This is a genomic window from Maribacter sp. 2-571, from assembly GCF_050589625.1.
GTDB lineage: Bacteria > Bacteroidota > Bacteroidia > Flavobacteriales > Flavobacteriaceae > Pelagihabitans.
The window spans coordinates 13,076-35,522 of record NZ_JBNGOP010000038.1; the positions used below are offsets into that span (position 1 = coordinate 13,076).

23 protein-coding genes are annotated in these 22,447 nt (G+C 43.9%); 16 read left to right on the forward strand and 7 right to left on the reverse strand.

The annotated features are described in order from the left end of the window. Positions 1 to 33: 33 nt before the first annotated feature. Complete coding sequence (locus ACRD7P_RS19550) at positions 34 to 1,779, forward strand: M14 family metallopeptidase (RefSeq protein ID WP_430909437.1); 1,746 nt, start codon at positions 34 to 36, stop codon at positions 1,777 to 1,779. A gap of 39 nt (positions 1,780 to 1,818) precedes the next feature. Here the strand turns inward: ACRD7P_RS19550 and ACRD7P_RS19555 are convergent, their stop codons facing one another. Beyond that, a complete protein-coding gene (locus ACRD7P_RS19555) occupies positions 1,819 to 2,403 on the reverse strand; it encodes an NUDIX hydrolase (protein WP_430909438.1) in 585 nt (194 codons plus the stop codon). 7 nt (positions 2,404 to 2,410) lie between these two features. On the opposite strand from ACRD7P_RS19555, the gene pyrE reads away from it, so the two are divergent. Both pyrE and ACRD7P_RS19565 read left to right on the forward strand, forming a co-directional pair. Next, entirely contained in the window at positions 2,411 to 3,052 is a 642-nt protein-coding gene (gene pyrE / locus ACRD7P_RS19560) for an orotate phosphoribosyltransferase (protein ID WP_430909439.1), read from the forward strand. A 4-nt stretch (positions 3,053 to 3,056) separates the two neighbouring features. After that, a complete protein-coding gene (locus ACRD7P_RS19565; protein WP_430909440.1) occupies positions 3,057 to 3,452 on the forward strand; it encodes an SRPBCC family protein in 396 nt (131 codons plus the stop codon). Between the two features lie 218 nt (positions 3,453 to 3,670). Here ACRD7P_RS19565 and ACRD7P_RS19570 read toward each other — a convergent pair whose 3' ends face one another. Next, on the reverse strand, positions 3,671 to 4,402 hold the full coding sequence (locus ACRD7P_RS19570; RefSeq protein WP_430909442.1) for a biotin--[acetyl-CoA-carboxylase] ligase: 732 nt from the start codon (positions 4,400 to 4,402) through the stop codon (positions 3,671 to 3,673). A 94-nt stretch (positions 4,403 to 4,496) separates the two neighbouring features. Here ACRD7P_RS19570 and rsfS point away from each other — a divergent pair, with 94 nt between their 5' ends. The 6 genes from rsfS to ACRD7P_RS19600 are packed head-to-tail and all read left to right on the forward strand — an operon-like array spanning position 4,497 to position 9,282. After that, entirely contained in the window at positions 4,497 to 4,883 is a 387-nt protein-coding gene (gene rsfS / locus ACRD7P_RS19575; protein WP_430909444.1) for a ribosome silencing factor, read from the forward strand. Between the two features lie 22 nt (positions 4,884 to 4,905). Further along, positions 4,906 to 6,900, forward strand: a complete 1,995-nt coding sequence (gene ftsH, locus ACRD7P_RS19580) for an ATP-dependent zinc metalloprotease FtsH (protein ID WP_430909445.1) — start codon at positions 4,906 to 4,908, stop codon at positions 6,898 to 6,900. Between the two features lie 48 nt (positions 6,901 to 6,948). After that, positions 6,949 to 7,557 carry an LUD domain-containing protein gene (locus tag ACRD7P_RS19585; RefSeq protein ID WP_430909447.1) on the forward strand — a complete coding sequence of 203 codons (609 nt, stop codon included), beginning with the start codon at positions 6,949 to 6,951 and terminating at the stop codon, positions 7,555 to 7,557. Between the two features lies 1 nt (position 7,558). Next, positions 7,559 to 8,368 (forward strand): phosphatidate cytidylyltransferase, encoded by an 810-nt coding sequence (locus tag ACRD7P_RS19590; protein WP_430909448.1) that lies wholly within the window; start codon positions 7,559 to 7,561, stop codon positions 8,366 to 8,368. Further along, complete coding sequence (locus tag ACRD7P_RS19595; RefSeq protein WP_430909449.1) at positions 8,358 to 9,038, forward strand: phosphatidylserine decarboxylase family protein; 681 nt, start codon at positions 8,358 to 8,360, stop codon at positions 9,036 to 9,038. The genes ACRD7P_RS19590 and ACRD7P_RS19595 overlap by 11 nt, the downstream gene beginning before the upstream one ends. Then, positions 9,016 to 9,282 carry an acyl-CoA-binding protein gene (locus tag ACRD7P_RS19600; RefSeq protein WP_430909450.1) on the forward strand — a complete coding sequence of 89 codons (267 nt, stop codon included), beginning with the start codon at positions 9,016 to 9,018 and terminating at the stop codon, positions 9,280 to 9,282. The genes ACRD7P_RS19595 and ACRD7P_RS19600 overlap by 23 nt, the downstream gene beginning before the upstream one ends. 43 nt (positions 9,283 to 9,325) lie before the next feature. On the opposite strand, the gene ACRD7P_RS19605 is transcribed toward ACRD7P_RS19600, so the two are convergent. The 4 genes from ACRD7P_RS19605 to ACRD7P_RS19620 all read right to left on the reverse strand — a co-directional run bounded on the left by ACRD7P_RS19605 (position 9,326) and on the right by ACRD7P_RS19620 (position 13,204). Next, positions 9,326 to 9,919 (reverse strand): RDD family protein, encoded by a 594-nt coding sequence (locus ACRD7P_RS19605; RefSeq protein ID WP_430909451.1) that lies wholly within the window; start codon positions 9,917 to 9,919, stop codon positions 9,326 to 9,328. A gap of 412 nt (positions 9,920 to 10,331) precedes the next feature. Continuing rightward, complete coding sequence (locus tag ACRD7P_RS19610) at positions 10,332 to 11,030, reverse strand: hypothetical protein (protein ID WP_430909452.1); 699 nt, start codon at positions 11,028 to 11,030, stop codon at positions 10,332 to 10,334. Positions 11,031 to 11,407: 377 nt separating this feature from the next. Continuing rightward, entirely contained in the window at positions 11,408 to 11,839 is a 432-nt protein-coding gene (tnpA, locus tag ACRD7P_RS19615) for an IS200/IS605 family transposase (RefSeq protein ID WP_430909453.1), read from the reverse strand. A gap of 240 nt (positions 11,840 to 12,079) precedes the next feature. Continuing rightward, positions 12,080 to 13,204 carry a serine hydrolase domain-containing protein gene (locus ACRD7P_RS19620; protein ID WP_430909454.1) on the reverse strand — a complete coding sequence of 375 codons (1,125 nt, stop codon included), beginning with the start codon at positions 13,202 to 13,204 and terminating at the stop codon, positions 12,080 to 12,082. A gap of 559 nt (positions 13,205 to 13,763) precedes the next feature. Between ACRD7P_RS19620 and ACRD7P_RS19625 the strand changes: the two genes are divergently transcribed. Then, complete coding sequence (locus ACRD7P_RS19625; RefSeq protein WP_430909455.1) at positions 13,764 to 14,633, forward strand: zinc-ribbon domain-containing protein; 870 nt, start codon at positions 13,764 to 13,766, stop codon at positions 14,631 to 14,633. 248 nt (positions 14,634 to 14,881) lie between these two features. Here the strand turns inward: ACRD7P_RS19625 and ACRD7P_RS19630 are convergent, their stop codons facing one another. Further along, a complete protein-coding gene (locus ACRD7P_RS19630; protein WP_430909456.1) occupies positions 14,882 to 17,512 on the reverse strand; it encodes a valine--tRNA ligase in 2,631 nt (876 codons plus the stop codon). Between the two features lie 199 nt (positions 17,513 to 17,711). On the opposite strand from ACRD7P_RS19630, the gene ACRD7P_RS19635 reads away from it, so the two are divergent. The 6 genes from ACRD7P_RS19635 to ACRD7P_RS19660 all read left to right on the forward strand — a co-directional run bounded on the left by ACRD7P_RS19635 (position 17,712) and on the right by ACRD7P_RS19660 (position 22,436). After that, the gene (locus tag ACRD7P_RS19635; protein ID WP_430909457.1) at positions 17,712 to 18,098 is read left to right on the forward strand and encodes a DUF1573 domain-containing protein; all 387 of its coding nucleotides are present in this window, start codon (positions 17,712 to 17,714) and stop codon (positions 18,096 to 18,098) included. 217 nt (positions 18,099 to 18,315) lie between these two features. Further along, positions 18,316 to 19,506, forward strand: a complete 1,191-nt coding sequence (locus tag ACRD7P_RS19640) for a pyridoxal phosphate-dependent aminotransferase (RefSeq protein WP_430909458.1) — start codon at positions 18,316 to 18,318, stop codon at positions 19,504 to 19,506. Continuing rightward, positions 19,506 to 20,519, forward strand: a complete 1,014-nt coding sequence (gene murB, locus ACRD7P_RS19645) for a UDP-N-acetylmuramate dehydrogenase (RefSeq protein WP_430909459.1) — start codon at positions 19,506 to 19,508, stop codon at positions 20,517 to 20,519. Before ACRD7P_RS19640 ends, murB begins: the two co-directional genes overlap by 1 nt. Before the next feature lie 251 nt (positions 20,520 to 20,770). Beyond that, entirely contained in the window at positions 20,771 to 21,337 is a 567-nt protein-coding gene (locus ACRD7P_RS19650; RefSeq protein ID WP_430909460.1) for an RNA polymerase sigma factor, read from the forward strand. A 58-nt stretch (positions 21,338 to 21,395) separates the two neighbouring features. After that, a complete protein-coding gene (locus ACRD7P_RS19655) occupies positions 21,396 to 22,154 on the forward strand; it encodes an anti-sigma factor (RefSeq protein WP_430909461.1) in 759 nt (252 codons plus the stop codon). A 78-nt stretch (positions 22,155 to 22,232) separates the two neighbouring features. Then, positions 22,233 to 22,436 carry a membrane or secreted protein gene (locus ACRD7P_RS19660; RefSeq protein WP_430909462.1) on the forward strand — a complete coding sequence of 68 codons (204 nt, stop codon included), beginning with the start codon at positions 22,233 to 22,235 and terminating at the stop codon, positions 22,434 to 22,436. The last annotated feature ends 11 nt before the right edge of the window (positions 22,437 to 22,447 follow it).

Consider the following 22,447-nt stretch of genomic DNA (forward strand, 5'->3'; position numbering starts at 1 on the left):
AATTTTACCAAGTAAACCAACATCTGTGCTGTTATGCGGGTACTTGTAGCCTTGTTTTTAGGAATTTTGTTTTTAGGTTGTGAGACCACCACGGAAGAAAAAGTTGCCGACTTTCCTACCCATTTCGAAAATAGCGAGGGTACCGAAACCGCTACCTATTTGCAAATTATTGACTTTTACATCCGATTGGCCAAGGAATTTCCCGAAATCAATTTTCAGACCATCGGCGAAACCGATAGTGGGCAACCGTTGCACATCGTCACCTATAACCCCGACAGTGACTTTAACTTTAACAAAATCGGGACCGAAAAAACAATCGTACTGATCAACAATGGCATACACCCCGGGGAGAGTGACGGAATCGACGCTACCATGATGTTGTATCGCGATTTTGCCACGGGAAAACTCGACCCCCCTAAAAATACCGTTTTGGTCTCCATTCCGGTCTATAACATCGGTGGGGCGCTAAACCGAAATTCGGAGACAAGGGTTAACCAAAACGGACCTGTTTCCTATGGGTTTAGGGGCAATGCCAAAAACTATGACCTCAATCGGGATTTTATGAAGGCCGATTCGAAAAATGCTTTGTCCTTCATGGAGATTTTCCATTTGACCAAACCCGACATTTTTGTCGACAACCATGTGAGTAACGGGGCCGACTACCAATATACGCTTACCCATCTTTTTACCCAGCACAATAAAATGGGCGGAACACTCGGCCAGTATCTGCACAAGCAGCTCATGCCCACGCTCGAGAACGCTTTGGCCGATCAAAGCTGGGACATAACACCTTATGTAAACGTATTCAATACTGTCCCTGAAAAGGGTTTTTCCCAATTTATGGACCACCCGCGTTACTCTACCGGCTACACTACCCTGTGGAACACCTTGGGGCTTATGGTAGAAACGCACATGCTAAAGCCCTATAAACAAAGAGTAGCGGGAACCTACGAGTTAATGAAACAACTTATCGCCATTGCCGAAAAGGATGGCGACACCATAAAAACCTTAAGAGAAAAGGCTTTTAGCGATTACCGGGCGCAAAAATATTATCCCTTGCAATGGGCCATTGATACCACACGGAGCAGTACCATCAACTTCAAAGGCTATATGGCGGACACGCTTGTTAGCGAGGTAACCGGTTTACCGAGATTAAAATACGACCGGAAGCGGCCCTTTGAAAAACCGGTCACCTATCGGAACCACATGCGACCTACCGACTCGGTGCCTATTCCCAAGGCATATATCATTAAAAAGGGCTATGAAAACATCATCGACCTATTGGAACAAAACCAAATCGAGTATCGACAGATACGGAACGATAGCGCGTTGGTAGTAGAATCCTATAAAATTAAAGAGTACAAAACCTATACCGAGGCCTATGAGGGGCATTATCCCCATTACGGTACAAAAGTAAGCAAGGAAACCATAAAGGTTTTGTTTTCCGAGGGAGACTACCTGGTTCTTACCGACCAACCCGGCATACGCTATGTTTTGGAAAGTTTGGAGCCCATTGCCATGGATTCCTTTTTCAACTGGAATTTTTTCGATACCATATTGCAACAAAAAGAGGACTTTTCACCCTATGTATTCGAAGAGGTGGCCGCGAAGCTTTTAAAATCGGACCAAAACCTGCGGGAAGCTTTTTTGGAAAAGAAAAACAACGATCCGGAATTCGAGTCGGATTGGTACGCGCAATTGGAATGGGTATACCATCGTTCCGTTCATTATGAAAAAGCACATTTACAATATCCGGTATATCGTATCCCAAAAGACTAAAAAAAGGAAACGACGGCCTTTGTTGCTACCCTGATACCGCTATTCGAACAATATTTTGATGTTGATATAAGAATTCTCGAGTGCCTTTCTGATCTTATCGGGCCCTTTCCATTTTACCTTTTCGATGCCCTCACTTTTTTGACCGGTCAATTTTCCGCTATACGAGGTACGCATGGCGAACCAATGCACTTCTTTTAACTTATGGATGCCATTGCGTTTAAAAATGTGATACGTAGTGCGCAAAAAATTCTCGATCTTCAATCCTTTGACGCCCGTTTCCTCCATCACCTCACGCAATGCACAGGCCTCGATTGTTTCCCCTTTGTCCAATTTACCTTTTGGCAGATCCCATTTATCGTTCCTGTAAATGAAAAGCACCTTGCCCTCCTTGTTCGCTACAACACCTCCGGCGGCAGTGACCAGAGGAATGTTTTTGCTGAATTTTTTTAGTATTTCTGCATGGTTGGGATGATAGATATACGCTGTTTCCAACCGTCCTTTCATCAAGGCCTTTATCGCCTCATGGATGGCTTCCGGGTTTAAGGCAAAATAATCGTTGTTCGCGGTTTCGGAAAGTTTATTTGTTAAGATCAGCGGCCTTTCGTTCACAAAAACTTTATACATTTGCGCTATGGTTTTAGACAAGGATACCGCTAAAAAAACAGCAGAGCTTCTGTTGCAAATTAATGCAATAAAATTGAATCCTGAAAATCCATTTACATGGGCTTCGGGATGGCGTTCACCGATCTATTGCGACAACAGGATCATCCTCTCACATCCCGATGTTCGGAACTTTGTAAGGAAAGAAATGGCCGAGCAATTGAAAGGCCGATATGGCACGCCCGACTGTATTGCCGGAGTGGCCACCGGGGCGATCGGAATAGGCGCATTGGTCGCCGATTATTTGGGATTGCCCTTCATTTATGTACGGCCCGAACCAAAAGCGCACGGTAGAAAAAATCAGATCGAGGGCAGCCTATCGGAAAACCAAACCGTGGTCGTGATCGAAGATCTCATAAGCACCGGAAAAAGTAGTTTGAACGCGGTAAAGGCCCTCAAGGAAAATGGAGCGAACGTAAAAGGAATGTTGGCGATTTTTTCGTACGGTTTCGACCTTGCCACGGAAAATTTCGAAAACGAAGCATTGGAACTGAACACCCTTGGCGATTACCAACACTTGATCGAGCACGCCTCCGAAACGGATGCCATTAGTAAAACACAGCTGGAAACGCTCATACAATGGCGAAAAGATCCGGCAAACTGGAAAAAATAAATACATGCACATAGAAACATCAAAAAAAATCGTTGCAAAAAGTCAGAAAGAAGTATTCGAATTTCTTTCCGACCTTCAAAATTTTGAGCAGTTGATGCCGGAATCCATTTCAAAATTTGAAGTATTGAACGAAGACCGTTTTTTGTTCCAACTTTCGGGAATGCCCGAAATTGTTTTGGAACGGAAACAACAATCGCCGGACCACCAGATCGTTTTGGGCGCGGCGAGCGAAAAACTGCCTTTTACCCTTACTACGGATATCAATACTTTTGGAGAAGAGCAGAGCGAAGTGGCCTTGAGTTTTAACGGAGAGTTCAATGCCATGATGGGAATGATGGTAAAAACCCCGATTACCAACTTCATCAACACCCTGTCCGAAAACCTCTCGCGGATCGCTTGATACCATTTCCGATGCTATCATACACCACTAAAAAACAGGTATTTTCTGTGTAGACGAAAAAGAATATTTTAGACACAGCAATTGCTTCGGCTGTATCTTGTTTTGGAGCCTACACGGAAAAGAATAATTTTGAGGGGTAACGTAACCTTAGAAATAGGCTTTGGACCCCGAAGATTTTTTTGTGCGAAATCGGATATGTCATACGAGTGGAGGCATGATCAATACCGCATCCGTATCTCCTTTAGGCCGTATGTGCCTAATGCCCCATTTTCGTGCAGCACCGATAATCTTCCATCGGGCATAACTCCCTGTACGATGCCCATTAACAAGCTCCCGTCCCCCAATTCAAAGGTTACCGGCACATTTTTTTTAAAAAGAGCGTTTTCGTAGGTTTCCTTTAGTTTTTCCCGGTCTTTTTTCCCGGAGCCGGTAAAAACGTCCTGAAGTTCCCTCAATAATTCCCGTAACAAAAGATCTAAATCAAAAATTCGTCCGCTAAGCATCTTTAACGACGCGGCATTTGGAAGATTTTCAAAAGACTTTTGGTTAACATTTAGCCCGATACCGATTATTGTTTCCTTGATGACAGCCCCCTGAAGTACATTTTGCAACAATACGCCACACACTTTGGCATTCCCTGACATTATGTCGTTTGGCCATTTGACCGTGATTTCCGGAATTTCCAACGAACGCAACAGGTTCAAAACGCTTAGCGAAACCATCATGCTCAAATGGAAACTATGGTCGACGGGAAAACCGTTTAACTTTTTCAAAATACTGACAGTGAGGTTTTTACCGGGTTCCGATTGCCAAACCGCGCCCTGTTGCCCCCGGCCCGCAAACTGTTCGTTTGCCACTACCACGGTAAAATCTTCAAGCTTGTTCGACGCCAATAGTTCCTTCATGTAGGAGTTGGTAGAATCTATGGCATCAACTTTGACTATTTTCATAGTAACAAAGGTTGGCGAATCTTTTATCAATTATCGAAAAGGTAGGGCTAAAAGAACAAAAAAATAATAACTTTGTAAAAATTAAATTTTTTGAATGCAAAAACAAAGAGCGAGCGCAGATGAGCTAATTGCATTGATCTTAGAGGGAATAGAAGAAGTAAAAGGACAACAGATAAATTTACTCGACCTTAGGGATATCGAAAATACGGTATGTGACTACTTTATAATATGTAACGGAACATCCAATACGCATGTAAATGCGATAGTGGGGTCCATCCAAAAAACGGTTAGCAAATCGATCAAAGACAAACCTTGGCACGTTGAAGGAGAAGACAACGCCGAATGGGTCTTGATGGACTATGTAAATGTTGTCGTACATGTATTCCAAAAACACATTCGAGAATTCTACGACATCGAAGGACTATGGGGAGACGCCAAAGTCACTGTAATAGACAGTAGTATAAACCAAACCCTCAAATAACGACCAGGGTAAAAAAATCAGCATGGCAAAAGAGAATAACTCAAGTCCCAAAAAACCAAAATTCAGTTCGTGGTGGATCTATGGATTCATCATCGTAGGAATTTTAGGGTATCAAATTTTGAGCAGTGGAAATTTTTCCAATACCAAAACCACCACCACCTCCGAATTACAAGAGTACCTTAGAAACGGGGACATTAGTAAAATATTGATCATCACCAATACCAATCAGGCCAAAGTATTTTTAACGGACGAAGCCTTGGCCAAAGGAGTACACAAAGAGGTTTCGGAAAAGTCGATCATCCCTACTAGCGGAACGTTGCCGCAGTACGAGTTGGATTATGGAGACCTTCAGATATTTCAAAAAGAAATTACGGACAGTAAAAAAGAGAACAATCTGGATACCGTTGTGGAATTCGGAAAGGAATCGAACTACCTCGGGGATTTTCTTATCGGTGTACTTCCGTTCATTCTCATTTTTGGTATTTGGATCTACCTGATGCGACGTATGTCCGGAGGAGGAGCAGGCGGTGCCGGTGGCCAAATTTTCAATATCGGAAAATCCAAGGCGAAACTCTTCGACGAAAAAACGGACACGAGAACGTCCTTCAAGGATGTGGCCGGACTCGAAGGCGCCAAGGAAGAGATTGAAGAAATCGTACAGTTTTTAAAACATCCGGACAAGTATACCTCCTTAGGGGGTAAAATACCAAAAGGTGCCCTTTTGGTAGGTCCTCCGGGTACAGGTAAAACCTTATTGGCCAAAGCCGTTGCAGGAGAGGCCAAAGTACCTTTCTTTTCCCTATCGGGATCTGATTTTGTGGAAATGTTCGTCGGTGTAGGTGCCTCTAGGGTCCGCGACCTCTTTAAACAGGCCAAGGACAAGTCGCCATCCATTATATTTATAGATGAAATAGATGCCATTGGCCGTGCCAGGGGGAAAAACAATTTTACCGGCTCGAACGATGAAAGGGAAAATACCCTGAATCAATTGCTTACCGAAATGGACGGTTTCGGAACCAATACCAATGTAATCGTTCTTGCAGCTACCAACCGCGCCGACGTGCTCGACAAGGCGCTCATGCGGGCAGGTAGGTTCGATAGACAAATTTATGTGGACCTTCCGGACATCCGTGAACGAAAGGAAATTTTTGAAGTCCACCTACGTCCTATAAAAACATCGGAAACGCTTGACCTGGATTTTCTTGCAAGACAGACCCCCGGATTTTCGGGAGCCGATATTGCCAATGTCTGTAACGAGGCCGCACTCATCGCGGCGAGAAAAGAAAAGAAGGCCGTTAGCAAACAAGACTTTCTGGATGCCGTGGACCGAATCGTGGGCGGACTCGAGAAGAAGAACAAAATTATAACCCCGGGAGAGAAAAGGACCATTGCCTATCATGAAGCTGGACATGCCACCGTGAGTTGGATGTTGGAACATGCCGCTCCTTTGGTCAAGGTGACCATTGTTCCCCGTGGACAATCATTGGGCGCCGCGTGGTACCTTCCCGAAGAACGGTTGATCGTAAGGCCCGAACAAATGCAGGACGAAATGTGTGCCACCTTGGGCGGTAGAGCTGCAGAACGGGTCATTTTTGACAAAATATCTACCGGTGCATTGAGCGATCTAGAGAAAGTGACCAAACAGGCAAGGGCCATGGTAACCGTATACGGATTGAACGATGAAATCGGAAACCTTACCTATTACGATTCCTCCGGACAGAGCGACTATGGTTTTTCAAAACCTTACAGCGAGGAAACGGCACAAAAAATAGATCAAGAAATTTCCAAATTGATCGAAGAACAATACACAAGGGCCATTGAAGTGCTCGAAACCAATAAGGACAAACTCATTACCCTGGCGGAAAGGCTTCTGGAAAAAGAAGTTATCTTTAAGGAAGATTTGGAAAAAATCTTTGGCAAACGCCCATTTGAATCCTTGACCGAAACAGCGGAAGAAACGGTACCTTCGAACACCGAGGCTACGGAAGATGGTGATGAAGAAAATAAACCTTCATAATTTTCGTTGTTTTTTTAAGAACTGATCGCGCTTACTTTATACGTTTACATGGGGCTATTGGATAAATTGTTCGGAGGTGGCAAAAAGGTTTCCAAAGAAAAAGTGGAAGCCCGGGGGCAACATATGCCCGAGCTAAATATTCCGGTTGATGAAAAGTTTACCATTCATTTTAAAAAAAATGGAGGTAAATTCCTGTATTGCGACTCCTTTACCGAGATTTCCGAAGCCTTAAAAAATATAGTAAACGAAAACAACTGGGAAGATGATCCCTTTTTTGTGATCGACACAACGCTGGAGGAAGAGTTCGCTGAAGAAGCCATAGCATTTACAAGAAAAAGTAAGGATAGTAAGGTGTTTTTTACCCGCTGCGAACATCTTATCGCCCAAAACGGTTCTATTTTGGTATGCTCCAACCAGCTTATGGAAAGTAAGCTGAACGAACTGCCCGCAAACGTAATCGTATTCGCCTCTACAAGTCAGCTTGTGGAGTCTATCGGGGAAGGGCTGAAAAAGATAAAGAAAAAATACGGTCATAGCATCCCCGCGAACATCACCACGATCAAGCACTTTCAGGCAAATCGTGACAATTCCGATGATTTTTTGACGTACGGCAGTAGCTCCAAAAACCTATACCTTTTACTTTTGGAAGACCTGTAATATGAAAGAAATTTTAAGGCGCGCACTCACAGGGGCTGTTTTTATCATCTTTCTACTCTCTGCCATCTTTCTGAGTTCGGACGCGTTCGACTTTCTTTTAATGATTTTTGGTCTCGCCTGTATTTATGAGTACAAGCGTATGGTAGGCCTAAGGGGCTACTATATTTTTTTAGCTTACCTGACACTCTGGTGGATATTCATTTACCTGGTCAAGGAAAACGACCGTATTCCCATCAACAGCCTTATGTTCGTTACCATTGTGGTGGATATCGCCCTTTTGTATTTTCTTTTTTCAAAAAAGGGAAAAGCGTTCAACACTTTTAAAAAATTTGTGGCCGGGCTCTTTTATATCGGCGGGGGGTGCATCTTCCTAACCATGATACCCTATAAAAATAACGAGTTTGCCAAATTCTTGATCATGGGTATTTTTATCTTGATTTGGGTAAACGATTCCTTTGCATACTTGGTAGGTAGAAGCATCGGGCGAACTAAGCTCTTCCCAACGGTTTCTCCCAAAAAAACCGTTGAAGGGGCTCTTGGGGGGCTTATATTTGCACTCGGTGCCTCATATGTCCTAGCTATGTACGAGTCCAGTATTTCCGTGGGACAATGGATCGCGCTTGCCGCGGTAATCGTTTTTGCGGGAAATCTTGGCGATCTGGTAGAATCGAAACTTAAACGGGTAGCCGGGGTAAAGGATAGCGGAGCACTTTTGCCCGGACATGGGGGCATGCTAGACCGTTTGGACAGCTTGGTATTCGCTGCTCCTTTTGCCTATTTAACTTTAAAAATATTTACCTATGTTCCATAAAGAGGGCCAAAAAATAATCTTGATCACCTTTTTTGTCGTAGTAGCTGTGGTGATGGCCGCTCAGTATTATGTGGTAGTACCCTGGCTGCGAATTGCTATACAAGCCGTTTTTCTGGTGCTATTGATCCTGATCTTACAATTTTTTCGCAATCCGAAGCGAACAGTACAGCGAAGTTTTGACGAAATATTGGCCCCCGTGGATGGTAAGGTCGTGGTTATCGAGGAAGTGGAGGAAACGGAATACTTTAAGGACAAACGAAAACAGGTATCCATATTCATGTCGCCCACGAACGTTCACGTAACCCGTTATCCCGCAAGTGGGGAAATAAAATATTCCAAGTATCACCCGGGCAAGTATTTGGTGGCCTGGCACCCCAAATCCAGCACGGAAAACGAACGGACTACCGTGGTGGTCAGAACCCCAAAATTCGGGGATATCCTCTACCGACAGATAGCCGGTGCCCTGGCGCGCCGTATCGTAAACTATGCAAAATTGGGCAATAGCGCACAACAAGGGGAAGATGCCGGCTTCATTAAATTTGGTTCCAGGGTAGATTTGTTCTTACCTTTAGATTGCGCGATTACCGTAAAATTGAACCAAACCGTAAAAGGAGCAAAAACCTGTGTTGCAGTGGTGATGCCTAAGGATGAAGAACGAGAAATTACATAAACTTTTCGATGAGGCGGTCGCCTACGTAAACAACTATACGGAGCCCTTACCTGCCGATGTGTTGTTAAAGCTATATGCCTATTATAAAATTGCCAACGAAAACGAGAACCACCCGGGCAGCAAAACACCTTTGATCAATGCCTTTAAGGCCAATGCGTTGATACAAGCGCAAAATTTGGAGCCCAAAGCTGCGATGACAAAATATGTAAAACTGGTAAAGCTGTTACGGTCTTCAGCCGACTAGTCTAGAGTATTGCCCGTTATGCTACTTTAACCTTAAAATGGTATTACTCAATTTCTACCACCCGCGTTCCGGAAAATTTATCGTGCCAACCGATACCTTCGCCCCCCAAAAATGAAAAGGCGTTAAAGGGTATGTGCCGACAGAGTGAGCGGATAAAAACGGTCTTAAAATCGGGACGGTCGCCGTCTTCGGTGACCACCTTTGTTTTTGTAAAAAACTTTCCGAGCGATCTTCCCGTAAAGCCCTCAAAAAAACTATAGTACAACATGGCAATAATCACACCCAACACATATTCTACCAACCGGTTCTCTTCATCCAATAAATACAGGTGTTCCGGATAGAAATACACCAAAACCAAGCCGAGCATGACCCCGATCAACATGCCGCATCCCACCAAAAAAACTTGATCGATAAGGTAATTGGCCAGTCGTTTATTGGCACTTGCCGCCAAAATAGCGTTGGTATATGAATGTTGCAATGCCACCTTTTGTTGCAGTTCTTCATCTTCCTGAAAGGTATCACAAGTATTTTCGAAATCGGCCAAGCGGTCGGTAAGGCCACAAACGATTCCCCTATTAAAGTCTTTTTTTCCGTTGGTACATACTTTACAAAATCGTAATTGGGCTTCACGTGTCATACAAGTTGGGGTTTTCGGGACTAAATACCATTTAAACTTTGAAACAACTCAATTTCTTTACCTCCATTTCAAAATTAAAAGGGCCTTATTACAACGGGGAAAACAAAGGGATACATCAATATTTTCGACCAATGGCCAAATTTTCGTTGAACTACAGGAAGCGTATTCCTGTTTTCGTTTGCTTCTGTCGTTTCATGGATGACGGTCAAGGCAGGTTATGGTCGTACCCCCATAAAACCCAATAGTCTTAGTAGTTTATACCATTTTTACTTTAAAACTCCCCAAAGGAAATCAGTCATTTTTTGCTTGGACGAAAAAGAAAAATAAAGCATAGCAGTAGCTACGGTTGTTTTTTATTGAAGTAAACGGAAAAGGGCAATTTCTAATGGGAAATTTAAAGGTAAAAATGGCATTAGTCTTCCTCCATTGCGGCGCAATACCGATTGTACTGCCACACCAGATCGGCAATTTTGTAGTTTTCGTTCACCTCGATCTCATCCAATACTTCCGCGCAGCCGGCAAACCATTCCCGCATCAGTGCCTTTGAAGGGTTGGCCTCCGCCCCTAGGGAAATGAGGGTTTCTTCCTTCGGTAGCTTTAAATATCTTCTGGAAAGTACAGGAACCTTCTTATAGCCGCTTCTATAACCGTGATTTTCGGGCGGAAACCCGGTTTCTGAATCCAAACCGCCACCAAAGCCATCCTCGTAAATAATTCGGGTAACCTCCTTTCCAAAATAGCCCATAGGGCCATCTTCCAAAACCAGTAGCAGCAACATTTTGTCCCTAAAACGTATTTTCCCATAACGATAGGTAGCATCGGAAGGGTATCCCTTAAACCTAATTTGATACACTTCTTCATGGTCCCACAAATCGGCATCATCCTCTAGGTTCATCCTAAATTTTATTTTATTGTTTTTCGTCAGGTCGGCATAGCCCTCAAACTGGGTACTGTCGTGTAATGTAAGTATTGCATCGCGAATTTGTGCCATCCCGAACTGCATGCAAAAGCACGCAAAACAGGTCAGCAATACCGAACGTAATGGGTACTGTTTTGTTTTCCCCCCTACCCCATACTTGTTAAAAAAAGCGTACTTCACACCTTGTTTCATTTAGTATTTTCAAATTATTGTGGCTACCTACCCATCAAAACAATGTTTATGGCCCTTCCGCGACCGGGAGTTCAAAGTAGTACACCGCTGCATCGTGGTAGTGATCGGGCAATGTTTTGGAAGATGCCAGTTGTTGCATTTCTAAAATCTAACCATAGCTACTGCTATGCTTGGATTTTCTTTTTCGCCAGTACAAAAAATCCCTGGTTTTTATTTACGTAATTTAACACCAGAAATAGTATTACGCGAAAACTCGGGCCATACGTTTTCTAAAAATTTGCTGCGTTGGAGTACGGTCGCTTCCCGATACAACTAAACCACTATGGACTAAAGTACCATAGGTTTTTAAATCCAACTAAAGTTAGCTGTTCGGAAGACTACTCCAGTATGAAAGCATCGGTATCGTTATCGGACTTACGATGATGCTCCAAATACTCGTCCACCATTTTATCCGTTATATTGCCCGTGCTCCAACAGCCGAATCCTATAGCCCAGAAATGCCGGCCCCAATATTTCTTCTTCAGTATCGGGAATTCCATTTGAAGTTTCCTGGAACTTCGACCCTTTAGCTTCTTGACAAGCGTACTGATATCCTGGGACGGGCGATACTCCAAATGCATGTGGACATGGTCCTTACTTACGACACCTTTCAAAATGTTGACCCCTTCCGCGTCACAGATCTCTATCAGGACCGTACGGCAACGCTTTTGCACATCTCCCACAAGGACAGAATATCGGTATTTCGTACTCCAGACTATATGCACCGAAAGACGAGAGACCGTATGTCCATTTACCCTTTGTTCCGACATAATAGCAAAAGTAGGTTTTTTTAGAAGCTAAAGCGAAATGCACTAAAGTGCATAGGTTGAACTATTTGCTGTGACCACTCAAAAATCATATTGATATGATCCAATGTGCTCGTAGCAATGTGCATCCTGTACGCTTTGTTTGAAAAAACTTTTCGGTAAAAGGACAATCTCCATTCTTAAGTGTTTAACGGAACATCACTCACCCATTGCTATCGTTTCACGTCCTAGACTACCTATAATTCATTCGGTTTTTAAGGTTTTCATAAGTGCAAAGGCCAAGGCATCGATAGCATCCGAATTGGATCTATTGGCAGAAACATTGGAGAGCACTACAATACCGTTTTTATGCGCCACATCCATAAGTAACGCAGACCGATACCCACCAGTTCCCCCGTTATGGAAATACCAAAGGGCATCGGAAGGCTGTGGTAACAAAAACCACCCTAGGCCGACTCCCTTCCCCTCTTCCAGCGTTTTGGTTTTAGTTCTGGTTAGCGCCAAAACCGCATTATCTTCATCAAATTGGGCAATTATAAATGTACTAAGGTCTTCCACGTTCGATAAAATACCTCCCGCTCCCATCAATACGGCCAAATCCCAATTGGGCACCACCACTCCGCCATTGCGCCCCAAAACCAGTCGGTCCTCGATCGCTGCCCTATCCGTAGTGGTATGCGGCATTCCGTATGTTTTAAATATGAGACTGTCCGCAAGCTGTTGGTAGGAACTACCGGCAATTTCGCCCAGGGTATACCCCAAAAATCCAACACCCAAATTGGAATAGGACATTTCCCGCTTTTCGGCCAACTCCATAGTATCCCTCAGGTAATTTTTTAACATCACCTCATCATAATTCGCATAGGGATTGTTCCTATGTTCAAAACGCATCGTCAAATTAGTAGGCAATCGAGGTAGTCCGGAAGTATGGTTCGATAACGATCGAAAAGTAATTTGCTGATTTTTGTGAAAGGGCACTTCCAAATGTTTATTTATGGTATCATCTAGTGCAATGCGCCCTTCTTCCACCAAATGGGCCAACATTGTGGCGGTAAAAACCTTTGAAATGGAGCCTATTTCAAAAACCGCCCCACTGTTGGAAACGGTCTTTATGGTATCGCCAGAACGTTTCACACCATAAAAACGTGTCTTACCATTTGTTATCAGTCCTATGGAAATCACCGTTTCTTCGGATAGTTTTTTAACCTTTTGAAAAATAGAATCGGACTGTGCCTTTGTAATCGCACCCCCTTCCAAATCCTCCAGGTAGTGCACGGCAGGTTTCTGTGCAAAACAAAATGTACCCGATATAAAAAAGAGCATGATAGCTCCTACGATAACTGTCCGTAGCGATGAGAATTTAATCATTTTTCCTTCTTTAATTTGAGTTTGAAGATACAATTAAACCCCTTAAAATCATGGGTATTCTTGCCCTTAAACTCCATCAGATCGCAAAACCATTTTTAATCTTACGACTCAAAAAATGGAAAGTCATACCATTTTTGCTTTGAAATTACCCAAATAAAAAGCGGTCATTCTTTGCTTGGACGAAAAAGAAAAATTAATACCATATTTACTTTGAAATGGTACGTATAGAAATTGGATTATTTTTTCGGTACTCAAGGCGAAAAACCTAAGCATAGCAGTCGCTACGGTTATTTTTTTTAACGAAGAATTCCGGAAAAAGAAACGATTTATTAGTGCTATTTCAAAGTTAATATGGTATAAACATAGCAGTGGCCACGGTTGTTTTTTATTTTGAAGTATAAGCGGAAAAGGGCAATTTTTAGTGGGTAATTTCAAGGTAGAAATGGTATCAGGTAAAAAGGGAGCTGTAATTCACTGAAACAAGGGACGCGGCACTATAGCAAGATGATGTATTTTTGAACATCGGACCACTGCCAAATGGTAGCATAAAAAAACCAATATGATTTTCTTCTATGGAACACGTGCCAGTAAAATAAAGGAGTATGCCTTGCGAAATACCAGTTGTTCCTATTGCAATACCCGCGATTCGTTTCATGTGACTACCTACAGTCGCTACTTCCACTTTTTCTGGATACCCATTATCCCCCTTTACAAAACTTCGATAGCCGAGTGCAGCCATTGCAAAAAAACTTATGCGGAAAAGGAGTTCAGCGCTGATATGCAAAAAAGTTTTTCAAGGCAAAAACTGGAAAAGCCATCAAAAAGACCGCTTTGGCAGGGATGTGGTTGTTTGGTTTTGGTAGTATTGGGGATATTCTTTTTGAGCATGTCGTTCTATGGCGTGTATTTACGTTCCAATGGCGAGGATACCATGCCAAGAGACCAAGACCCGAGAAAACAACTACTCGATACGGATATAAAGCAATTGACCTTAACCCCCGATAAACAAAAAGATTCCATTGGATCTTACTTGAAAGCATGCGTCGCCTATGACATTGTTTCGGGAATTGATACCGATAAAATAGCCTATTTTACCAAGACAGACCGGAACAAGTTACTGGTATTGCTCCGAATTCGTGATATGAAGCGAATTGCCGCCGCGGACCGTAAAGTGGTGATTACCATCATTGAAGATTGCCTTTCCGCAATGGAGAATATGGAGGGCATTACCGAGTACTACTTGGGTGTTGAGGGCAAATGGAATACCCTTTTGGTTAAAACACCGTTCGATGCCGACCTGAGCGGGCGCTTTGCGGACAAATACAAATTACTCCCGTTTTACGGAGCTGACACCATAAATTTGACCAACCAAAAAGACTCGATTCCACCCTCTCCCGTGCATTCGGAAATCGATACCGTGGCCAACTGATCATCAGTGAAAAACAGCTATTTTTAACCAACGTACATGACAGTAACACCTATTTAGGTTACAGCGCTCCTAAAACTTTGAAATCGAATCAATCACACCATCGGTCTAGCCTTTTTTTCGCGTGAATGTCTTAAAAAAGACGTTCGGCAGCACATCGGGCTACGGCATAACTTAGAAACAAAACCAATTCACCTTTACGGCACTATGTGACATTTTAACTTTGAAATGGTATTTGATCGATTGGCGGCTTACGACAAACTCGCCAGACTCTTTTCAAGGGTTTCAATTTTTGCCTCGGCATCGGCTTGTTTTTGCCGCTCTTTGGCAATCACTTGTTCCGGTGCGTTGTTTACGAACCGTTCATTCTCCAATTTTTTGGATACGGATCGTAAAAACCCACGGGCATAGTCCAACTCCGTCTTAATCTTTTCTATTTCGGCGCCCACATCGATAGTACCGCTTACCGGAACAAAATACTCGTTGCTCTTTACCCGAAAACTCAGGGCACCTTCCAATGGCGCATCTACATAATGGATTTCGGATACGTTGGTAAGCTTCCGAATAACGGTATCCCAGGCATCCCCTATATTTTCTTCGTTCAACACGGAAAGCGCAATAGCGTCTTTCATCGGGATCTGTTTTTCTTTTCGAATATTCCGGATTCCCGAAACAACGCCTTCGGCAAACTCAAAGCCCTGAAGCAACGCTGCATCTGCGGTTTCCACAGTAGGCCATTTTGCAACGATCAATGCCTGATTGGGATTGCGTTCCCCCAAGCGGTGCCATACCTCTTCGGTTAAAAACGGCATAAACGGATGCAACAATTTCAGCGTTTCCTCGAACCAACCGATTACCCTATCCTTGGTAGCAGTGTCAATAGGTTGTTGGTAGGCCGGCTTCACGATTTCCAGAAGCCAGGAACAGAAATCGTCCCAAACCAACTTATAAATGGCCATTAGCGCATCGGATATCCTATATTTACTAAAGTGATCTTCTATTTCCGCCAAGGTGCGATGAAACTTCGAAGCATACCATTCCAGACCCAGTGCCGCAGCCCGGGGCTGATCGATTTCGGCCGTTTCCCAACCTTGGATCAACCGTAGGGCATTCCATATTTTATTGGAAAAATTTTTCCCTTGTTGGCAAAGATCCTCATCGAACATTAAGTCGTTACCCGCCGCAGAACTCAATAATAGCCCCACCCTTACCCCATCGGCGCCATATTCTGAAATTAGGGCCAAAGCATCCGGGGAATTCCCCAGTTGTTTGGACATTTTTCGGCGTTGTTTGTCCCGTACCAGACCGGTAAAGTATACGTTCTGAAAAGGGCGCTCTTCCCGGTACTCATATCCAGATACGATCATTCTTGCGACCCAAAAGAAAATAATGTCCGGACCGGTAACCAAATCGTTCGTAGGATAATAATAGCTTACCTCCTTACCCTTGGGGTTCAAAATTCCCCCAAAAACGCTTATGGGCCATAGCCATGAGGAAAACCAAGTATCCAACACATCGGGGTCTTGACGCAGGTCTTCGGCTTTCAAATCGGGCCGATCGGCCTTTTTTCGTGCCATTAGCAACGCATCTTCCTTGTTTTCTGCAACTACAAAATCGTTTTGGCCATCACCATAGTAATAGGCCGGTATCTGCTGTCCCCACCAAAGCTGGCGGGAAATGTTCCAATCGCGGATGTTGGACATCCAATGGCGATAGGTATTTTCAAATTTCTTTGGAAAAAAGCGCACTTCTTCGGTGTCCATAACCGCTTTTATGGCAGGTTTCACCAAATCTTCCATCGCAAGGAACCACTGATCGCTCAAACGCGGCTCGATTACGGCTTTTGTGCGTTCGCTGGTGCCTACCTTGTTCAAATGTGTCTCGGTCTTTACCAAGAGGCCCAACTCCTTGAGTTCCTTGGCTATCGCCTTGCGCACTTCAAAACGGTCCTTCCCTTCATAATGGAGGCCAAAAGAATTCAATGTGGCGTTCGGATTGAAAATATCAATTGTTTCCAGATCATGCCTCTCGCCAAGGGCCTTATCGTTGATATCGTGTGCCGGGGTGACCTTTAAACAACCGGTCCCGAACTCCACATCCACGTATTCGTCGGCTATAATGGGAATCGCCCTGTTACAGATGGGCACTATGGCCTTTCGTCCCTTTAAATGACGGTATCGGTCGTCGTTGGGATTGATACAGATGGCAGTGTCGCCCAAAATGGTTTCCGGCCTGGTAGTGGCAATGGTCACCATTTCGTCCGAATCCTCTATTTTATAGGATAGGTAGTACAACAGTCCCTGTTTTTCTTCATAAACGACCTCTTCATCGGAAAGGGTAGTCAACGCTTCGGGATCCCAATTGACCATACGGTGCCCGCGATAGATCAACCCCTTGTTAAAAAGGTCGACAAATACCTTTATAACCGAGGCGTACATATCGTCATCCATGGTAAACTTGGTACGCTCCCAATCACAGGAACACCCTAATTTTTTAAGCTGTTCCAGAATAATTCCTCCATATTCATCGGTCCAGCTCCAGGCGTGCTTTAGGAACTCGCTTCGGGAAAGATCGGATTTTTCGATCCCATCGGCCTTCAGTTTTGCCACCACCTTGGCTTCGGTAGCAATGGAAGCATGGTCCATTCCGGGCACCCAGCAGGCATTTTTACCCATTAAACGTGCCCTACGGATCAAAACGTCCTGTATGGTGTTGTTTAACATATGCCCCATGTGGAGGACGCCGGTTACGTTCGGCGGAGGTATTACGATGGTATAGGGCTCCCTTTCATCCGGTTCGGAATGAAAAAAGCGGTGCTCCATCCAGTAGTCGTACCACTGTTGTTCCACCTGTTTAGGGTCATATTTTGAGGGAATCTCCATATTTTGGTATGGTATTTGTTTCTTAGCAGGTGGTTCGTTGATCGAGCTACCGTTTTGATGTTAAATCTTCAAACGATCTAACAATTTCCACTCGTTGGAAATACGAAACAAAAATAAGTAACGTTCATAGATAACAAAACAATTTTGTAGGTTCATCCTAAAAGATTTAATTTTGAAATTCACCCAAAACTAGAAAATCATGAAAAAAATAGTACTTCTATTATTTGTAGGCCTGATGGGACTTAGTGCTACGGCACAGGACAAGGCAGCTAAAATAGACTTCCAGTCGGAAACCGTGGACTACGGAACCATTGAAAAAGGTTCGGACGGTGTTCGCGTATTCGAATTCACCAATACGGGCGATGCGCCATTGATCATCAGCAAAGTAAGCTCGAGCTGTGGCTGTACCATCCCTAAAAAACCGGAAGAGCCGATCTTGCCCGGTAAAACAGGAGAGATCCAAGTAAAATATGACACCAATAGGGTGGGACCGATCAGAAAGGCCATTACGGTCATTTCCAACGCCGACACACCAACAAAGGTGTTGAAAATAAAAGGGGAAATTAAAGCTCCGGAAGGAAAATAATTTTACCGTCTCAATAAAAAAGCCCCGTTACCTTTGGTATCGGGGCTTTTTTATTGGTCCTCATCGAAGGGATAGCGGGAAAACCTTAAACCGCGCGTTACCATGGTACCGTTCTGGCAAGCTGCGCCAATAGCGACCCACTCAGGGCGATAAATAAAACGGACTCCCTTTGCTTTGTCCACAAGGATTTCCCATTTTTGCGGTAAATTAACTTGCCATGCCAAACGTCTCCCAAAAAGGGCGCTCCATGCCCGAATCCCCCATCAGGAAGCTTGTGCCCTTTGCCGAAGCTGCCAAAAAAAATGGGGCCAACGTTATCCATCTCAATATCGGTCAACCCGATATCAAAACACCGCAGGTCGCCCTTGATGCGGTAAAGAACAATACCATAGAAGTTTTGGCGTATAGTAGAACGGAAGGTTCCGAAACCTACCGTACCAAATTGGCCAACTATTATGGCACGCATGGCATTGCGGTAAACGCGGACAATATTATCATCAGTACCGGTGGCTCGGAGGCCCTATCCTTTGTTATGGGCAGTATTGCCGATGCCGGCGACGAAATCATTATTCCGGAACCATTTTACGCCAATTACAACGGTTTTGCCAGTGCCGCCAATGTAACCGTAGTTCCGGTAGTGTCGGAAATCGATCGAAATTTCGCATTGCCGCCCATATCGGAGTTCGAAAAGTTGATCGGTCCTAGGACCAGGGCCATTTTCATATGCAATCCCGGGAATCCCACAGGATATCTGTACAGTAAGGAAGAAATCGACCAATTGGCGGACATCGTCCGTAAAAAAGATATCTTTTTGGTAGCCGACGAAGTCTATCGGGAGTTCACCTATGATGATCGGGAGCATTATTCCATTTTGCAAATACCCGGTCTGGAAGAAAATGCCATCGTGGTCGACTCCGTTTCCAAGAGATATAGCATGTGCGGTGCCCGGGTGGGTTGCTTGGTATCCAAAAATAAGGACCTTGTTCAAACGGCGATGAAATTTGCCCAAGCACGATTATCGCCCCCTACCTATGCCCAGTTGGCCAGTGAGGCGGCCTTGGAAACACCTGCCAGCTATTTTGAGGAGGTAAAAACGGAATATGTTGCGCGAAGGGACCTTCTTATTTCGGAACTGGAAAAAATTGAGGGCATAAAAGTAGCTCGGCCGCAAGGCGCTTTTTACTGTATAGCCGAACTGCCCATAACCGATGCCGATGATTTCGCGCAATGGCTCCTGGAAGACTTTAGGGTAAACAACGAGACCGTAATGGTCGCCCCGGCCGCCGGATTCTATGCCACTCCCGGACTGGGCAAGAATCAGATCCGTATCGCTTACGTGCTGGATCAAGAACGACTGAAACGGGCCGTACACATATTAAAGGAGGCCTTAAAAAGCTATATCGGTTAATGCAGTTACAGGAAAACAAATCACTTAAAACGTACAACACCTTTGGAATAGCGGCCAGGGCACGCTATTTTCTGGAAATTAATTCCATAGCGGAATTGGAGGAGGCCTTGCAGTTAAAAAAATTCAACACGCCTTTCGTGATCAGCGGGGGAAGCAATATATTGCTTACCAAAGATATTGAAACCCTGGTCTTGCATATCAATTTAAAAGGAATCGCTATTGTATCGGAAAACGAGGATTCGGTCATCCTAAAAGTCATGGCCGGGGAAAATTGGCACAACCTGGTGCTGTGGACCTTGGAACGCGATTATGGCGGATTGGAAAACATGTCGTTGATTCCCGGAAACACCGGTACGGCACCCATCCAAAATATCGGTGCTTATGGGGTGGAACTAAAGGATAGTTTTGAGAGTTGTGAAGCCATGAACATCCATGACCAGCAACTGCAGACCTTTTCCAAGGAGGCATGCCAGTTCGGTTATCGCAATTCTTTTTTTAAAAATGAAGGAAAAGGAAAATTTATCATCACCTCGGTAAACTTGCGGCTTACCAAAAAAAATCACCTTTTGCGCACGGGATATGGCGCAATAATGGAAGCGTTAAAACGCAATAAGGTTACCGAAGTGACCATAAAGGACATTTCCGAGGCCGTAATCGCCATTCGTCAACAAAAACTGCCCGACCCCAACGTTTTGGGCAACAGTGGTAGTTTTTTTAAAAATCCCATTATTTCGGAGCAGGCGTTCCAAACCTTTAACGCCGAATATCCAAAGGCCCCTTTTTATAAAGTATCGGACAGTGAGTATAAAATACCCGCCGGTTGGCTCATTGAACAATGTGGTTTTAAGGGAAAACGTTTCGGGGACGCCGGGGTGCATAAAAATCAGGCTTTGGTTTTGGTAAACTACGGAGCGGCCACCGGAAGCGAACTATTGGCACTAGCCGAACGTATTATGGCGGCGGTCTTCCAACAATTTCAAATCAGCATAGTACCAGAGGTCAATATCATCTGAACGGCGTTACCGTAGCCCTACAAATCTCGTATCGGCCCAAAAAAATAACCCCCGAAGAATCTCCGGGGGCTATACCAAACCAAACTAACCAAAAACTAAATGCATAGTTACCAGCTACACATTTATCTAATTAAAATTTTGAGATAACGCTCTTTACAATCAATTTTATAAATTCGCGTTGTCTTATATACGGTGGAACAATCACCTTTGGATGTCCAAATCAAAAAAAAAATAAAAATCCTACAATTTATATGAGTACACTTCTTGAAAAGCACATTGTAGAACTGCTTCAAGAGCGAAATGAAAAAGCCATTTCCCTTTTGTACGAAAACTATGGGGACACCCTATTCGGCGTGGCGAACAAGGTAGTAAGGGACGAGGAAATGGCACAGGATGTACTTCAGGAAAGCTTTGTGAAAATTTGGAAAAAGTCGGACTCTTACGACCCTTCAAAAGCAAAACTTTTTACCTGGCTTTTTAGGATTACCAGAAATACCGCCATTGATAAATTGAGAAGTGCCAACACAAAAACCGATAAGGAAATCCAAATAGATGTTTCGGACGTATATACCTTAGGTATAAACAGCACTAAGCCGGAGTTGATGGATGTCCGTGAAAACTTGGAAAAAATCGAACTGAAGTATCAGGTGGTTTTGGAAGCATTGTTTTTTCAGGGGATGACACAGCAAGAAGCAAGCGATGAGCTCGATATTCCCTTGGGAACTATTAAGTCTCGTTTGAAAATTGGACTTCGAGAACTGAAGAAAATTTATGACCCAGTTGTTATTTTGTTGTTTGTACTGCACTTGATTCAATAACGGGCAAGGTTTACTCTGGGGGCCAAAACAGATAAACGTTGCAAGAAACAAACAAATCATGAAAGATAAAATAAAGATTTTTCTGGATTCCGATCTTTTGGAGAAGTACTTGATCGGGTTGACCACCGACCAAGAAAATTTACAGGTAGAGCGTTATATTGCGCTATATCCAGAGGTTCGTGATGCATACAATGAATTACAGGACAACCTGGAAGCGTATGCAAAAATGTATGCCATTCCGGCTCCCGAAGGACTGAAAGAGCAGATTTTGAACGGTTTGAAAACGGACAAGGTCAGCAGCAGACGCTTTTTACGTTATGCGGTAGCTGCAAGTGTAGCCATGCTCCTCTTTGCGGGGGCGTCTTATTTCTTTTGGTCGGAAAATCAAATGTTACAACAAGAGAATGCCATTGTTAACAGTAAAATAGAAAGCCTGGAAGCCGATATGCGCGAAGGCCTTGAGGATGTTCGAAACCAGTTTATAGTGTTGAACAATCCACAGACCAAAAAGCTCAATATCAAGGGAAATACCAAGGCTAAGGAGTTGAAAGCGGTCGCCTATGTGAACCCGGTGAAGAAACTCTCTTACATCAACGTAAGTAAGCTGCCCAATCTTCCGGAAAACCAGTGTTTTCAAATGTGGGCCGAAGTTGATGGTAAAATGATCAACTTGGGAATCATTCAAGAGGCTACGGAAAAGGACAAGTTATTGGCACTACCCTACGCCGATAAGGCAATGGGCTATATTACTATAGAGCCGGAAGGTGGCAACGAGAAACCTACGGTATCCAATATTGTTGCCAACATTACGTATTAGGTTTTCTTTGAACAACATTTTAAAGGCCCGGCAGACATGTCGGGCCTTTATTTTTGTAAATTTGTAAAAAAGTAGCGTATGAAATTGTTTTTTCTGACCATAGGGCTCTTGGCGTTGGCATTTGCCGGAATCGCCATTAAAATATGGTCTAAAAAAGATGGCAAATTCGCAGGTACCTGTGCCAGTCAAAGCCCGTTTCTCAATAAAGATGGAGAAGCCTGTGGCATGTGCGGCAAACTACCGAGCGAACAGGACTGCAAAAAAGATACGCTTACTGCATAAGAACCGTTTAT

Bases quoted from the DNA above. Each gene is read 5' to 3' on its own strand.
- ACRD7P_RS19650 (WP_430909460.1), top strand. From the start codon at position 20,771: ATGAGTACACTTCTTGAAAAGCACATTGTAGAACTGCTTCAAGAGCGA.
- ftsH (WP_430909445.1), top strand. From the start codon at position 4,906: ATGGCAAAAGAGAATAACTCAAGTCCCAAAAAACCAAAATTCAGTTCG.
- tnpA (WP_430909453.1), bottom strand. From the start codon at position 11,839: ATGTCGGAACAAAGGGTAAATGGACATACGGTCTCTCGTCTTTCGGTG.
- murB (WP_430909459.1), top strand. From the start codon at position 19,506: ATGCAGTTACAGGAAAACAAATCACTTAAAACGTACAACACCTTTGGA.
- ACRD7P_RS19585 (WP_430909447.1), top strand. From the start codon at position 6,949: ATGGGGCTATTGGATAAATTGTTCGGAGGTGGCAAAAAGGTTTCCAAA.
- pyrE (WP_430909439.1), top strand. From the start codon at position 2,411: ATGGTTTTAGACAAGGATACCGCTAAAAAAACAGCAGAGCTTCTGTTG.
- ACRD7P_RS19640 (WP_430909458.1), top strand. From the start codon at position 18,316: ATGCCAAACGTCTCCCAAAAAGGGCGCTCCATGCCCGAATCCCCCATC.
- ACRD7P_RS19630 (WP_430909456.1), bottom strand. From the start codon at position 17,512: ATGGAGATTCCCTCAAAATATGACCCTAAACAGGTGGAACAACAGTGG.
- ACRD7P_RS19595 (WP_430909449.1), top strand. From the start codon at position 8,358: ATGTTCCATAAAGAGGGCCAAAAAATAATCTTGATCACCTTTTTTGTC.
- ACRD7P_RS19605 (WP_430909451.1), bottom strand. From the start codon at position 9,919: ATGACACGTGAAGCCCAATTACGATTTTGTAAAGTATGTACCAACGGA.
- ACRD7P_RS19600 (WP_430909450.1), top strand. From the start codon at position 9,016: ATGAAGAACGAGAAATTACATAAACTTTTCGATGAGGCGGTCGCCTAC.
- rsfS (WP_430909444.1), top strand. From the start codon at position 4,497: ATGCAAAAACAAAGAGCGAGCGCAGATGAGCTAATTGCATTGATCTTA.
- ACRD7P_RS19570 (WP_430909442.1), bottom strand. From the start codon at position 4,402: ATGAAAATAGTCAAAGTTGATGCCATAGATTCTACCAACTCCTACATG.
- ACRD7P_RS19555 (WP_430909438.1), bottom strand. From the start codon at position 2,403: ATGTATAAAGTTTTTGTGAACGAAAGGCCGCTGATCTTAACAAATAAA.
- ACRD7P_RS19550 (WP_430909437.1), top strand. From the start codon at position 34: ATGCGGGTACTTGTAGCCTTGTTTTTAGGAATTTTGTTTTTAGGTTGT.
- ACRD7P_RS19635 (WP_430909457.1), top strand. From the start codon at position 17,712: ATGAAAAAAATAGTACTTCTATTATTTGTAGGCCTGATGGGACTTAGT.
- ACRD7P_RS19590 (WP_430909448.1), top strand. From the start codon at position 7,559: ATGAAAGAAATTTTAAGGCGCGCACTCACAGGGGCTGTTTTTATCATC.
- ACRD7P_RS19610 (WP_430909452.1), bottom strand. From the start codon at position 11,030: ATGAAACAAGGTGTGAAGTACGCTTTTTTTAACAAGTATGGGGTAGGG.
- ACRD7P_RS19620 (WP_430909454.1), bottom strand. From the start codon at position 13,204: ATGATTAAATTCTCATCGCTACGGACAGTTATCGTAGGAGCTATCATG.
- ACRD7P_RS19660 (WP_430909462.1), top strand. From the start codon at position 22,233: ATGAAATTGTTTTTTCTGACCATAGGGCTCTTGGCGTTGGCATTTGCC.
- ACRD7P_RS19565 (WP_430909440.1), top strand. From the start codon at position 3,057: ATGCACATAGAAACATCAAAAAAAATCGTTGCAAAAAGTCAGAAAGAA.
- ACRD7P_RS19625 (WP_430909455.1), top strand. From the start codon at position 13,764: ATGATTTTCTTCTATGGAACACGTGCCAGTAAAATAAAGGAGTATGCC.
- ACRD7P_RS19655 (WP_430909461.1), top strand. From the start codon at position 21,396: ATGAAAGATAAAATAAAGATTTTTCTGGATTCCGATCTTTTGGAGAAG.